Raw genomic sequence first — 13,079 nt, 5'->3', positions numbered from 1 at the left:
CCGATGACCGCAGAGCAGTCAGCGCCGTCCGCCCCCGCTACAACTCATGAGCCGGAACGGGGATCGCCGTGGCTGTGGATCTGGATAGCCGCCGCGGTCGGAGTGCTCGGCTTCTTTCTGGCCAATGCCCGCACGGGTTTGGGCTCCGACCGGGTCCGTAACCCCGTCGACGTCGGGTCACCGCCGCCGCGGCCGGTGCCGGTGCTCTTCGGATTCGAGCACTGGCTGGGGCTGCTGGAGGCGTTCACCGTCGTCGTGATGGTTCTCATCACCGTGGTCTACGTGGTGGCCTGGCGTCGCCACCCCTATCACCCCGTGCTGTTGATGGGGATCGTCACCACGCTGATCGTCTGGCAGGACCCGATCATGAACTGGGCGCCGTATGCGGTCTACAACCCGGAACTGCATCACCTGCCCGAGGACTGGCCGCTGGTCTCGCTGTCGCCGACCGTCGAGCCGTTCGTGGTGCTGGGCTACATCATGTTCTACCTGGCCCCGTACTTCCCGGGCATCTGGCTGCTGCGCCGGATTCAGGCGCGCCGGCCGGTCGACTCCTTTGTGTGGCGCCATCCGCTGATCAGCCTGGCGATCTGCATCCTGCCGTTCGGGATGGTGATCGACGCGGCGCTGGAGATCACGCTGGTGCAGACTGGAATGTACATCTATTCCCAGGTCCCGTTCGGCTCGATCTTCATGGGCCAGACGCACCAATTCCCGTTCATCTTCGAGATTTTCGCGGTGAACTTCGTGATGGTTCCGGCCGGGGTGTTGCTGTACCGCGACGACACCGGCCGGACGGTGGCCGAAAAGCTGGCGCAGCGGGCGAAGATCTTCGCCGGCCGCCCCGTGCTCGGGATGTTCATGGTGATGCTGGTCCTGATCAACCTCGGCTACTTCTGCTACGGCAGCACCTTCGCCTTGGTCAAGGCGGCGCACCTGTCTCGGACGGTGGCCTGCCCCTGGCCGTACCCCGAAGCCAAGATCTATGACCCGCAAGGCTTCTACGAGGAGGCGGGTCAACCAGGTCCGTACTCGGTGGGCATCTGGTCGACGTGGCTGAGCGGCCAGCCCGACGGCCGTCCCGACGTCGAGCTGCCCGCCGACGGAGGACGCTGCGGACCGGTCAATGGGTGAGCCGCGCAGCATCGTCATCACCGGCGCCTCGCGGGGGCTGGGGCTGGCGTCGGCGGTGCGCATGTACCGCAGCGGCTGGCGGGTAGTCGCCGGGATGCGTTCTCCCGAAAAGGGACTGCAGGCACTGCGCGAGGCCACCGGTGCGTCCGAGGACGACACGCGGCTGATCGGAATCCCGCTGGACCTCACCGATGCCGCATCGGTGGCCGCAGCGGCGAAAGCCATCGAAGCAGCGGTCGGTGCGCCGAACGCCGTGGTGCACAACGCCGGGATATCCGCAGCGGGGATGGCCGAAGAGACCCCGACCGAGCTGTGGGAGCGCATGTTCGCAACCTCGGTGTTCGGACCGGTGGCGTTGACCAACGCGCTGTTGCCGTCGATGAGGGCGGCCGGCCGCGGACGCATCGTCTTGGTCTCCAGCCAGGGCGGAGTCCGCGGCATGCCCGCGACCGCGGCGTACTCCGCCGCCAAAGGCGCATTGGAGCGGTGGGGTGAATCGCTGGCCTGCGAGATCGCTCCGTTCGGCCTCGGCGTCACCGTTCTGGTGACGGGCACCTACGACACCGAGATCATCACCGACGCCGGTACCACCGACTGCCGCGACTTCGCCGGCCCCTACGCGCGACACCACGCCACCATGGACCGACGGGGTCGCTTCGCCATGAAGGTCGCGGCCCGCTCGCCGCAGCGGTTCGCGGCCGGACTGGCCAAGGCGCTGGAGTCTCGTGCGCCTTTTGTGCGGCGCCCGGTGGGCCCCGACGCACGAATGCTGTTGATTGCCAGCCGAGTATTGCCCGCCGCAGCACTGCACCAGATGATCCGGGTGATGATGGGGCTGCCGCGGTTCGGCTCTTTGACGAAGGACCAGAATGGCTGAGCAACTCCCGGTGCGGTTCGAATCCCGGATGATGATCGACGGCAAACTCGTCGACGGGCAAGCAGGTACGTTCGCCAACACCAACCCGGCCACTGAGGAGCTGCTCGGGGAGGTCGCCGACGCGTCCGCTGCGGACATGCACCGGGCCATCGACGCCGCGCGGCGCGCCTTCGACGACACCGACTGGTCGGTCGATCATGCGTTCCGGCAGCGCTGTCTGCGGCAACTGCAGGAGGCGCTGGAAGCCGAACAAGAACAACTGCGCGAAGAACTGATCGCCGAAGTCGGCTGCCCGCGGGCGATCACGCACGGACCGCAGCTCGACGCGCCGCTGTCCGACGCGCTGAACTACCCGGCGCAGCTGATCGACGACTACCCGTGGGAAACGTCGCTGGGCGACGCGTTCGTCTCGGTGACCGGGGCCAACACCACCCGAAAGGTCTGGCGTGAAGCCGTCGGTGTGGTCGGGGCCATTGTGCCGTGGAACTTCCCGTTCGAGGTCACCATCCACAAGATCGGCCAAGCGCTGGCGACCGGAAACACTGTGGTTCTGAAACCCGCACCGGACACCCCGTTCAACGCCACCCGCCTGGGCCGGTTGATCGCCGAGAACACCGACATCCCAGCGGGAGTCGTCAACGTGGTCACCGCGTCGGACCCGCTGATCGGCGAGGAGCTGACGCTGTCGCCCAAAGTCGACATGATCTCGTTCACCGGATCCACCGCCGTGGGCAGACGCATCATGGAAAAGGGCGCGGCGACCATGAAGCGGCTCTTCCTGGAACTCGGCGGAAAGTCCGCGACGATCGTGCTCGAGGACGCCGATCTGGCGCTTGGCGCCATGATGGGCATCGCGCCGTGCATGCACGCCGGCCAAGGCTGCGCCAACCCGACTCGGCTGCTATTGCCGCGGTCGCGCTACGCCGAAGGTGTCGCCATTCTGCAGGGCATCTATGAGGGCGTTGCCCCAGGTGACCCGCAGGATCCGGCAACACTGTGCGGTCCGGTGATTTCGGCCAAGCAGCGCAGTCGGATTCGCGGGTACATCCAGAAGGGTATCGATGAAGGTGCCCGACTCCTGGTCGGGGGAGCGGATTCACCGAACGGCTTGGAGCGCGGATTCTTCGTCCGCCCGACGCTGTTCACCGACGTCGACAACTCGATGACCATCGCCCAAGAAGAGATTTTCGGCCCGGTGCTCGTCGTCATTCCTTACGACGATGAGGACGACGCGGTGCGGATCGCCAACGACAGTGTGTACGGGCTGGCCGGCAACGTCATGTCGGGATCGCTGGAACACGCTCTGGCCGTGGCCAAACGCCTGCGCGCAGGATTCCTGGGCATCAACGGTGCCGCGGGTTATGGCGCCGACACACCGTTCGGCGGCTACAAGGCCAGCGGGGTCGGACGCCAGAACGGCGTCGCCGGATTCGACCAGTACACCGAGATCAAATCCGTGGCTTACCCCGCCGGTTAAGAGGAGCAGCTGTGCAACTGTTTGACGATCTGGAGGACTTCGGCGCCTTCGACGACGTGGTGTCGGGGGACGTTCGTGACCCGTACACCGAACTGGCCCGGTTGCGTCGCGAAGAGCCGGTGCAGCGTATCGACATGTCGGGGATGCCGCATGAGGAATCCAAGCCGGTCTTCATGGTGTACCGCCACGAAGACGTGATAAAGATGTTGCGCGACAACGAGGCATTCTCGTCGTCGATCATCATCGACACCTTCGGCGACGTGCTCGGCGAGCAGGTCATGCTGGGCATGGACGAGCCCGTGCACGGCCGCCACCGGGCACTGGTGTCCAAGGCGTTCTCGCCCAGGGCGGTGGCCGGCTGGGAACACGAGCTGGTGATACCGGTGGCCAATCTGCTGATCGACCGGTTCGCCCAGCGGGGCCACGCCGACCTGGTCAAGGAATTCAACTTCGAATACCCGACCCGGATCATCGCCCGGATCCTGGGCCTGCCCGAGCAGGACTACGAGCAATTCCAGCGCTGGTCCATCTCGCTGCTGTCCTTCACCATCAATCCCGAACGGGGGCGCGCCGCGTCGCTGGCCCTGCGCGACTACTTCACTCCGATCCTGGCCGCTCGTCGGGTCGAACCGCGCAATGATCTGATCAGCCGGCTCGCCGACGCCGAGATCGACGGCCAGAAGTTGTCCGACGAGGAGATCTTCTCGTTCCTGCGGCTGCTGCTGCCGGCAGGCATCGAGACCACCTACCGCTCACTGGGCAACCTGTTGTTCGCCCTGCTCACCCACACCGATCAACTCGACGCCGTCCGCACCGATCGGTCCCTGCTCCCTCAGGCGATCGAAGAGGGGGTGCGCTGGGATGCGCCGCTGCTGACCATCACCCGGGTGGCCACCTGTGACACCGAATTGGGCGGGGTGCCCATTCCGGCCGGCTCCGCGGTGATGCCGATGCTGGGGGCCGCCAACCGTCAGGAGGACCGCTACTGCGAACCGAACCTGTTCGACATCTTCCGCGAGTCCAAGGTCCACGTCTCGTGGGGGCATGGCGCCCACGTCTGCCTGGGCAGCCACCTGGCCCGGATGGAGATGCGCGACGCGCTGGGTCTGATGTTCGACCGGCTGCCCAACCTTCGGCTGGACCCCGACGGGGGTGATCCGCACATCCGCGGCCAGGTGTTCCGGTCACCGACGGCGCTGCCGGTACTCTTCGATGCCCCATGAGCCCGTTGCGCTTTGACGGGCGGGTGGCCGTCGTCACCGGCGCGGGGCGCGGGGTGGGACGCAGCCACGCGATGCTGTTGGCGGCCAGGGGAGCTCGCGTGGTGGTGGCCGACTACGGGGCCGGCATCGACGGTGTCGGTTCGTCGTCGGCGCCGGCAGACGAGGTGGTGCGTGAGATCACCGACGGCGGCGGCCAGGCGGTCGCATGTTATGCCTCGGTAGCCGACCCGCAAGGCGCACAAGCCATCATCGATACTGCGGTCGAGACGTTCGGCCGGATCGACGTGGTGGTCAACAACGCCGGCATCCACGATCCGGGCCTGTTCGAAACCTTGTCGGTCGAGCGATTCCGCAGCATGTTCGACGTGCACTTCTTCGGCACCCTGCTGGTAACCCGTGCCGCCTGGCCGCATTTCGTCGCAGCGGGCTACGGACGCATCGTCAACACCGTCTCCGAAGCCATGCTGGGCGGCATCTCTGAGCTGACCAGCTACGGCGCCGCCAAGGGAGCAGTGTTCGGCCTGACCCGCAATCTGGCGACCGAGGGCATCGCACACGGCATCCGGGTCAACGCCGTCGCGCCCCGCGCCTACACCCGCATGTCCGCGTCCCACTCGGACTCCGTGGCAGCCCAGCTGGCCATCCCCACAGAGGTCATGGACACCATCAACGCCAGCATGCCCCCCGAATTGTGCGCCCCCGCAGCGGCATTCCTCGCCCATGAAGACTGCTCGCTCAACGGAGAGGTGCTGCAAGTCGGCATGGGCGGGGTGGCACGCATCGCCGTGGTGCGCACCGCGGGTGTGATGAAGACACCGCTGACCGCCGAGGACATCGCCGAGAACCTCGAGGAGATCATGAGCATTTCCGGCGCCCAGGTGACCGCCGTTACCGAGATGGTGCAGTGACTAGCGTAGGAGGCGCGCTGTGAGCGAATTCGAATCGGTCGACTTCTTCACCGACCAATCCTTGATCCCGGACCCGTACCCCTATTTCGACCATCTACGAGCGAAATGCCCGATCGTGCACGAACCGCACCAGGGCGTGCTCGCCGTCACCGGGCATGCCGAAGCCCTTGCCGTGTATCGGGATCCGGCGTTCTCCTCGTGTGTGTCGGTTGCGGGGCCGTTCTCCGGGCTGGCGTTCGAACCCGTCGGTGACGATGTCGGCGACCTGATCGAGCAACACCGCTCCGAGATCCCGATGAACGAGCACATCGTCACGCAGGACCCACCGGAGCACACCCGAACGCGCGGGCTGCTGAGCCGGCTGCTGACCCCGAAACGCCTCAAAGAAAACGAAGAGTTCATGTGGCGGCTGGCGGACCAGCAGCTCGATGAGTTCGTCGCCCGAGGCCGGTGCGAATTCATCGAGGACTACGCCAAACCGTTCTCGATGCTGGTCATCGCGGACCTGCTCGGGGTGCCCGCCGCCGACCACCGCGAATTCCGCAAGGTGCTGGCCAACGAGCTGGTGGGTGCGGTCGACGACGACGACCCGGTCCACCACAATCCCCTGCAATGGCTCGACGACAAGTTCTACTCCTACATCGAAGACCGGCGTAGGGAGCCGCGCGGGGACGTGCTGACCGACCTGGCCCAGGCGAAATACGAAGACGGGTCGACGCCCGAGATCATCGACGTGATGCGGGTGGCGACGTTCCTGTTCGCCGCCGGCCAGGAGACCACCGTCAAGCTGCTCAGTGCCGGCCTGCGGGTGATCGCCGAACGGCCCGACATTCAGGCCTTGCTACGTGAGGACCGCAGCCGCATCCCGGCGTTCCTGGAGGAGACACTACGGACCGAAAGCCCGGTCAAATCGCACTTCCGGATGGCGCGCACCACCACGACCGTCGGGCAGACAACGGTGCCCGCTGGCACCACCGTGATGCTGTTGCCAGGTGCCAGCAACCGGGACCCGCGCAAGTTCCCCGATCCCGAGCAGTTCCGGGTCGACCGGGCCAACGTGCGCGAACATGTCGCGTTCGGGCGTGGGGTGCACTCATGCCCCGGCGCGCCGCTGGCCCGCGCCGAGGGAAGGATCTCCCTGAACCGCATCCTGGACCGGATGGCCGACATCCGCATCTGTGCCGACCGGCACGGACCGCCCGAAGCGCGCCGCTACTCGTACGAGCCGACGTTCATCATGCGGGGGCTTCAGGAGCTGCACCTGGAGTTCACTCCGGCCGGCTGACCAGGGGCCGGCCACCCCCCCGCGGGCGCCAGCGATGGGTTGGTTGACAATCGACGTCAACTACACCTCGTTGATTAAGGAGCACCCATGGCTGAAGCCGTCATCGTCGAAGCGGTGCGCGCGCCTGTCGGCAAGCGCAACGGCGGACTGTCCGGGGTACACCCGGCCGAACTGTCCGCCCAGGTGCTCAACGGCCTGGTCAACCGGGCCGGTGTGGACCCGGCGCTGGTCGACGACGTGATCTGGGGTTGCGTCATGCAGGCCGGAGAGCAGGCCCTGGACATCGGTCGTACCGCCGTGCTGAGCGCGGGCTGGCCGGAGACGGTGCCCGCGGTGACCGTGGACCGCCAGTGCGGATCCAGTCAGCAGTCGGTGCACTTCGCCGCCGCCGGTGTGATCGCCGGACACTACGACGTCGTCGTCGCCGGGGGCGTCGAGTCGATGTCGCGCACCCCGATGGGCTCGTCGCTGGCCAACGGTGGCCGGCCCTACGGCGACTCCTTCAAGGCGCGCTACAGCCAGACCCCCAACCAGGGCATCGGTGCGGAGATGATGGCCACCAAGTGGGGCCTGAGCCGCACCGCGCTCGACGAGTTCGCGCTCGCCTCGCACGAAAAAGCCGGTGCCGCACAGGACTCCGGCGCCTTCAAGGACGAGATCGTCTCGATCACCGACTCCGAGGGCAATGTCGTCAGCGAGGACGAGGGCATCCGCCGCGGCACCACGCTGGAGAAGATGGCCCAGCTCAAGCCCGCCTTCAAAGAGGACGGCGTGATCCACGCCGGTAACTCCAGCCAGATCTCCGACGGCTCGGCGGCGCTGCTGTTCATGTCGGCGGCCAAGGCACGCGAACTGGGGCTGACCCCGCTGGCGCGGGTGCACACCGCGACGCTGGCCGGTGCTGACCCGGTGATGATGCTGAGCGCGCCGATCCCGGCAACCCAGAAGGCGCTGCAGCGCTCCGGTCTGAGCGTCGACGACATCGGGGTGTTCGAGGTCAACGAGGCGTTCGCCCCGGTGCCCATGGCCTGGCTGGCCGACATCGGTGCCGACCCGAAGAAGCTCAACCCCAACGGCGGTGCGATCGCGCTGGGCCACCCGCTCGGCGGCTCCGGCGCCCGGATCATGACCACCATGCTCTACCACATGCGCGCCAACGGGATTCGCTACGGACTGCAGACCATGTGTGAAGGCGGCGGCCAGGCCAACGCGACCATCCTGGAGCTGCTGTGAGTGACGCGGCCGTTCTGGTAGAACGGCGCGGAAACGTCCTGCTGATCACGATCAACCGGCCCGAAGCCCGCAACGCGATCAACGGCGCCGTCAGCGCCGGCATCGGCGACGCTTTGGCGGCGGCTCAAGACGACGACGAGGTGCGCGCGGTCGTTCTCACCGGAGCCGGCGACAAATCGTTCAGTGCCGGAGCCGACCTCAAGGCGATCGCCAACCGGGAGAACATCTACCACCCCGAACACCCGGAGTGGGGTTTCGCCGGCTTCGTGCAGCACTTCATCGACAAACCCGTCATCGCGGCGGTCAACGGCACCGCGCTGGGAGGCGGCACCGAGATCGCGCTGGCCAGCGACCTGGTGATCGCCGAGCAGCGTGCCCAGTTCGGGCTGCCCGAGGTCAAGCGCGGCCTGATCGCCGGTGCCGGCGGGGTGTTCCGCATCATCGATCAGCTGCCCCGCAAAGTTGCCCTGGAGCTGCTCTACACCGGGGAGCCCATCTCGGCGGCCGACGCGGCCCGCTGGGGACTGGTCAACCGCGTGGTCGAGGACGGCGGGGCGCTGGAGGCAGCCCTGGAGCTGGCCGAACGGATCACCGGCAACGCGCCGCTGTCCGTGCGGGCCAGCAAGCGGATCGCCTACGGCGTCGATGACGGGGCCATCCCCGGCGAAGTGGACGGTTGGGCCCGAACCGGCCGAGAGTTCTCCGCCCTGCTGCGGTCCGAGGACGCCAAGGAGGGACCCCGGGCGTTCGCCGAGAAGCGCGCACCAGTGTGGAAGGCGCGTTGAGCGGCGTGCCCGAGCCGCTTCTCATCTCCATCCGCGGGCGCGCCCCGCAGCTGCACCCGGAGGCCTGGGTGGCGCCCAACGCCAGCCTGATCGGCCAGGTCAGCCTGGCCGCCCGGGCCAGCGTCTGGTACTCGGCGACGCTACGTGCCGAGGTCGAGCCGATCGAGATCGGCATCGACACCAACATCCAGGACGGCGTGACCGTCCACGTCGACAAGGAGTTCCCCTGTCGAGTCGGGGCGCACGTCAGCGTCGGGCACAACGCGGTGCTGCACGGCTGCACAATTGAGGACGACTGCCTGATCGGGATGGGAGCGATCGTCCTCAATGGCGCCGTGGTGGGGGAGGGGTCGCTGGTCGCGGCCGGTGCCGTCATCCCGCAGGGGATGGTGGTGCCGCCCCGGTCGCTGGTGTCCGGGGTGCCGGGCCGGGTACGACGAGACCTGAGCGAGGCCGAGGTCCGCAACAATCGGTACAACGCCGCGGCGTACCGGCGACTGATCGAAGTCCATCGAGCGAACTAACGCATTTGGGCCACCGGCCGCCGTTTCGCCGCTACGTTTTAGGGACGTTGCTCAACCCGCCGCTGAGGGGACGTCCTCCTATGACCCAGATCAGTCCATCCCGCCCCGGCCTGCTGCGCGAGATCACCGACATCATGACCAGGGTCGCCCTGCCCTATCACGAACCGCGGGCAGTGGTGCAGCGGCGTCGCGTCGTCGTCGGAGTGGTGGTGCTGATCGGTGCCGCGGTGCTGGTCGCCATGCACAGCAAGCTTCCAGGCGACCCGGCGTTCTACTGGCTGTCGCTGGTCTTGGCCGCGGTCTGGACCGTGGGGGCCGTGGTGGCCGGACCGCTGCACCTGGGGGTGTTGCGGTTCCGCGGGCGCAACGAGCGGCCGGTGTTCACCGGCACCGGCGTCGGCCTGGTACTCGGCGGGGTGTTCCTGCTGGGCGGGCTTGCGGTGCAAGACATTCCGCCGCTGGCCGATCAGGTGGTCGCGATCCTGGCCTACACCACCGAGGTCTCGTGGCGGCTGGTGGTGCTGATCGCCCTGGTCAACGCGATCGCCGAGGAGCTTTTCTTCCGCGGCGCGCTGTTCAGCGCGTTCGGTCGCCGCTCCCCGCTGGTGTTTTCGACCCTGCTCTACGTTGCGGCGATGATGGCCGCAGGCAACCTCATGGTGGGATTGGCTGCGCTGGTGCTCGGCACCGTCTGCGCCATCGAGCGTCGAGCCACCGGTGGGATACTGGCGCCGGTGCTGACCCACCTGGTGTGGGGGCTGATGATGGTGCTGGCGCTGCCCCCGATTTTCGGGATGTAGCCCCCAAATTCCGCGCAAATTCCGCGCGAGTGTGCGTGTTTGCCCCGCGACACGCCGTCGCGCGTGGCATTCTGCGCACGCTCGCCAAATCAGAAGTCGGTGAAATTGGCCGAACGACGCTCCTGAAAAGCGCGGGCTCCCTCGCGGAAGTCGTGGGAGTTCAACAGGATTGACTGCCCGACGTATTCACGGTCCAGGGCCGCGTTCAGCTCGGTCAAGGTCGCGGCGTTGATGGCCTGCTTAGTTTTCGCCAACGCCTTGGCCGGGCCGGCCAGCAAGGAGGCCAGCAGCTTGTCCACCTCGGCGTCGAACTCCTGCGCCGGGTACACCGCGCTGATCAGCCCCCACTCCAGGGCTTCGGCAGCCGACAGTCGTTCGGCCAGCAGCGCCAGCCGCATGGCGCGGGTGCGGCCGACGGCCGCGGCGACCAGCGCTGAGGCGCCACCGTCGGGCATCAGCCCAATCTTGGTGAACGCCAACAAGAAAAATGCCTTGTCCGAGGCCACGACCAGGTCGCAGGCCAGGGCCAGGGATACCCCGACGCCGGCGGCCGGACCTTGTACCACGGCCACCACCGGCCGCGGCAGCGCGACGATCGCCCGGATCGCGCGGTTGGCCTCGACGATGATCTCGGTCGGCAGCTCGTCGGCTGCGTCCTCGGCGCCGATCCCGGCTCCGGAGCTGAACCCGCGCCCGGCGCCGCCGAGCCGCACCGCGCGCACCCGCGGGTCGCGGGCGGCGGCTTCCATCGCGTCGGCGATACCGGCCAGCACCGGCGTGGTCACCGAGTTGAGGCTGTCCGGGCGGTCGATGGTCACCGAGAGGACGCCGTCGGCCAGGGTGACGGACACACCCGCCGTCGGGGCGAGGGTGTCGATGCCGGAGTCGATTGCAGTCATGGGTGTCACCTTAGGATGCAGATCACACAGGCACACGACGAGGAGGCAGATATGGCGGGACCACTGGCGGGGCTGCGGGTCATCGAGCTGGCCGGGATCGGACCGGGACCGCACGCGGCGATGATCCTCGGCGACCTGGGCGCCGACGTGGTCCGCGTGGAGCGGCCGCCGAAATTCGGTGGCGGGGCCAGCAAGGACACCATGCTGCGCAACCGGCGCTCGGTGACCGCCGACCTGAAGTCGCCGGAAGGCCGCGACCTGGTGCTGCAGCTGGTCGCCAAGGCCGACGTGCTGATCGAGGGCTTCCGGCCCGGCGTCACCGAGCGACTCGGCCTCGGCCCCGAGGACTGCGCCAAGGTCAATGAGCGGCTGATCTACGGCCGCATGACCGGCTGGGGGCAGACCGGCCCGCGCGCCCAGCAGGCCGGCCACGACATCAACTACATTTCGCTGAACGGGCTGTTGCACTCCGTCGGCCGCAAGGGCGAACGTCCCGTGCCGCCGCTGAACCTCACCGGCGACTTCGGCGGCGGGTCGATGTTCCTGCTGGTCGGCATCCTGGCCGCGCTGTGGGAGCTGCAGCGTTCCGGCAAGGGGCAGGTGATCGACGCGGCGATGGTCGACGGGGCCAGTGTGCTCTCGGCGATGATGTGGAGCTTCCGCTCGCAGGGGCTGTGGAGTGACGAGCGTGGCGTCAACATGCTCGACACGGGTGCGCCCTACTACGACACCTACGAGTGCGCCGACGGGAAGTATGTGTCGGTCGGCTCGATCGAGCCGCAGTTCTACGCGGAACTGCTGACCAAGCTGGAGCTGGACCCCGCCGAGTTGCCGGCGCAGAACGACGTCAGCGGCTGGCCGGTGCTGCGGGAGAAGCTGACCGCGGCGTTCGCCGCCCACGACCGTGACCACTGGGCTCAGGTGTTCGCCACCTCCGATGCCTGCGTGGCGCCGGTGTTGGCCTTCAACGAGGTGCAGGCCGACTCGCACATCACCGAACGCGACACCTTCTACGACGTCGACGGTTATCTGCAGCCGATGCCGGCGCCGCGGTTCTCCCGCAGCGTTCCCGACGTCCCGACGCCGCCGGCCGTTCTGGGAGCCGACAACGAGACCATCCTGAACGACTGGGTATAGTCCCGACCAACCAGACGGTTGGGACTGAGAGGGGCCAAGGGAGTGCAGATCAAGGACGCGGTAGCCGTTGTCACCGGCGGTGCCTCCGGGTTGGGATTGGCGACGGCCAAACGCCTGCTGGATGCGGGTGGCCAGGTCGTGGTGATCGACCTCAAGGGCGAGGACACCGTCAAGGAGCTCGGTGACCGGGCCCGCTTCGTGGAGGCCAACGTGGCCGACCCCGATGCGGTCAGCGCGGCGCTGGACGTCGCGGAGTCGCTCGGCCCGGTGCGGATCAACGTGAACTGCGCCGGCATCGGCAATGCGATCAAGACGCTGAGCAAAGATGGCGCGTTTCCGCTGGATGCCTTCACCAAGATCATTCAGGTCAACTTGATCGGCACGTTCAACGTCCTGCGGCTGGCCGCGGAGCGGATCGCCAAGACCGAGCCGATCAACGGCGAGCGTGGCGTCATCATCAACACTGCCTCGGTGGCGGCGTTCGAGGGCCAGATCGGGCAGGCCGCCTACTCGGCGTCCAAGGGCGGCGTGGTCGGTATGACGCTGCCGATCGCCCGTGACCTGTCGCGTGATCTGATCCGGGTCTGCACCATCGCTCCGGGCCTGTTCAAGACGCCGCTGCTGGGCTCGCTGCCCGAGGAGGCGCAGAAGTCGCTGGGCGCGCAGGTGCCGCACCCGTCGCGGCTCGGTGACCCCGACGAGTACGGCGCACTGGCCGAGCACATCATCAACAACCCGATGCTCAACGGCGAGGTCATCCGCCTCGACGGTGCGATCCGGATGGCCCCGAGGTAGGA

13 protein-coding genes are annotated in these 13,079 nt (G+C 67.6%); 12 read left to right on the top strand and 1 reads right to left on the bottom strand.

Features of this window, described 5'->3' with window-relative positions; genetic code table 11:
* Nucleotides 1–3 precede the first annotated feature (3 nt).
* The 10 genes from ABW16_RS00565 to ABW16_RS00520 all read left to right on the top strand — a co-directional run bounded on the left by ABW16_RS00565 (nt 4) and on the right by ABW16_RS00520 (nt 10,246).
* Nucleotides 4–1,134 (top strand): spirocyclase AveC family protein, encoded by a 1,131-nt coding sequence (locus tag ABW16_RS00565; protein ID WP_047317189.1) that lies wholly within the window; start codon nt 4–6, stop codon nt 1,132–1,134.
* Nucleotides 1,127–2,011, top strand: coding sequence for an SDR family oxidoreductase (locus tag ABW16_RS00560; RefSeq protein ID WP_047317188.1), 885 nt, complete (start codon nt 1,127–1,129; stop codon nt 2,009–2,011). Before ABW16_RS00565 ends, ABW16_RS00560 begins: the two co-directional genes overlap by 8 nt.
* Nucleotides 2,012–2,039: 28 nt before the next feature.
* Complete coding sequence (locus ABW16_RS00555) at nt 2,040–3,488, top strand: aldehyde dehydrogenase family protein (protein ID WP_047317639.1); 1,449 nt, start codon at nt 2,040–2,042, stop codon at nt 3,486–3,488.
* An 11-nt stretch (nt 3,489–3,499) separates the two neighbouring features.
* Nucleotides 3,500–4,711: a cytochrome P450 gene (locus ABW16_RS00550; RefSeq protein ID WP_047317187.1), complete on the top strand. Its 1,212-nt coding sequence runs from the start codon at nt 3,500–3,502 to the stop codon at nt 4,709–4,711.
* On the top strand, nt 4,708–5,619 hold the full coding sequence (locus tag ABW16_RS00545) for an SDR family NAD(P)-dependent oxidoreductase (RefSeq protein ID WP_047317186.1): 912 nt from the start codon (nt 4,708–4,710) through the stop codon (nt 5,617–5,619). Before ABW16_RS00550 ends, ABW16_RS00545 begins: the two co-directional genes overlap by 4 nt.
* 19 nt (nt 5,620–5,638) lie before the next feature.
* On the top strand, nt 5,639–6,904 hold the full coding sequence (locus tag ABW16_RS00540) for a cytochrome P450 (protein WP_047317185.1): 1,266 nt from the start codon (nt 5,639–5,641) through the stop codon (nt 6,902–6,904).
* A gap of 87 nt (nt 6,905–6,991) precedes the next feature.
* Entirely contained in the window at nt 6,992–8,137 is a 1,146-nt protein-coding gene (locus ABW16_RS00535; RefSeq protein WP_047317184.1) for a thiolase family protein, read from the top strand.
* Nucleotides 8,134–8,922 carry a crotonase/enoyl-CoA hydratase family protein gene (locus tag ABW16_RS00530; protein ID WP_047317183.1) on the top strand — a complete coding sequence of 263 codons (789 nt, stop codon included), beginning with the start codon at nt 8,134–8,136 and terminating at the stop codon, nt 8,920–8,922. Before ABW16_RS00535 ends, ABW16_RS00530 begins: the two co-directional genes overlap by 4 nt.
* A gap of 5 nt (nt 8,923–8,927) precedes the next feature.
* Complete coding sequence (locus tag ABW16_RS00525; RefSeq protein WP_047317638.1) at nt 8,928–9,446, top strand: gamma carbonic anhydrase family protein; 519 nt, start codon at nt 8,928–8,930, stop codon at nt 9,444–9,446.
* Nucleotides 9,447–9,526: 80 nt separating this feature from the next.
* Nucleotides 9,527–10,246 carry a CPBP family intramembrane glutamic endopeptidase gene (locus ABW16_RS00520; protein WP_047317182.1) on the top strand — a complete coding sequence of 240 codons (720 nt, stop codon included), beginning with the start codon at nt 9,527–9,529 and terminating at the stop codon, nt 10,244–10,246.
* Between the two features lie 89 nt (nt 10,247–10,335).
* Here ABW16_RS00520 and ABW16_RS00515 read toward each other — a convergent pair whose 3' ends face one another.
* Nucleotides 10,336–11,145 carry an enoyl-CoA hydratase gene (locus tag ABW16_RS00515; protein WP_047317181.1) on the bottom strand — a complete coding sequence of 270 codons (810 nt, stop codon included), beginning with the start codon at nt 11,143–11,145 and terminating at the stop codon, nt 10,336–10,338.
* Nucleotides 11,146–11,196: 51 nt separating this feature from the next.
* Between ABW16_RS00515 and ABW16_RS00510 the strand changes: the two genes are divergently transcribed.
* The gene (locus tag ABW16_RS00510) at nt 11,197–12,282 is read left to right on the top strand and encodes a CaiB/BaiF CoA transferase family protein (RefSeq protein WP_047317637.1); all 1,086 of its coding nucleotides are present in this window, start codon (nt 11,197–11,199) and stop codon (nt 12,280–12,282) included.
* Nucleotides 12,283–12,324: 42 nt separating this feature from the next.
* On the top strand, nt 12,325–13,077 hold the full coding sequence (locus ABW16_RS00505; protein ID WP_047317180.1) for a 3-hydroxyacyl-CoA dehydrogenase: 753 nt from the start codon (nt 12,325–12,327) through the stop codon (nt 13,075–13,077).
* Nucleotides 13,078–13,079 lie beyond the last annotated feature (2 nt).

Origin of the sequence: Mycolicibacter heraklionensis (assembly GCF_001021505.1) — a bacterium.
GTDB classification, from domain to species: Bacteria; Actinomycetota; Actinomycetes; order Mycobacteriales; family Mycobacteriaceae; genus Mycobacterium; species Mycobacterium heraklionense.
Note: the sequence above shows the minus strand (reverse complement) of the source record. Positions and strands in the feature narration are given on the sequence as shown.

What these genes read in the sequence shown, in the direction of transcription:
- ABW16_RS00520 (WP_047317182.1), top strand. Translation starts at nt 9,527, where the DNA reads ATGACCCAGATCAGTCCATCCCGCCCCGGCCTGCTGCGCGAGATCACC.
- ABW16_RS00560 (WP_047317188.1), top strand. Translation starts at nt 1,127, where the DNA reads ATGGGTGAGCCGCGCAGCATCGTCATCACCGGCGCCTCGCGGGGGCTG.
- ABW16_RS00510 (WP_047317637.1), top strand. Translation starts at nt 11,197, where the DNA reads ATGGCGGGACCACTGGCGGGGCTGCGGGTCATCGAGCTGGCCGGGATC.
- ABW16_RS00555 (WP_047317639.1), top strand. Translation starts at nt 2,040, where the DNA reads ATGATGATCGACGGCAAACTCGTCGACGGGCAAGCAGGTACGTTCGCC.
- ABW16_RS00515 (WP_047317181.1), bottom strand. Translation starts at nt 11,145, where the DNA reads ATGACTGCAATCGACTCCGGCATCGACACCCTCGCCCCGACGGCGGGT.
- ABW16_RS00535 (WP_047317184.1), top strand. Translation starts at nt 6,992, where the DNA reads ATGGCTGAAGCCGTCATCGTCGAAGCGGTGCGCGCGCCTGTCGGCAAG.
- ABW16_RS00565 (WP_047317189.1), top strand. Translation starts at nt 4, where the DNA reads ATGACCGCAGAGCAGTCAGCGCCGTCCGCCCCCGCTACAACTCATGAG.
- ABW16_RS00545 (WP_047317186.1), top strand. Translation starts at nt 4,708, where the DNA reads ATGAGCCCGTTGCGCTTTGACGGGCGGGTGGCCGTCGTCACCGGCGCG.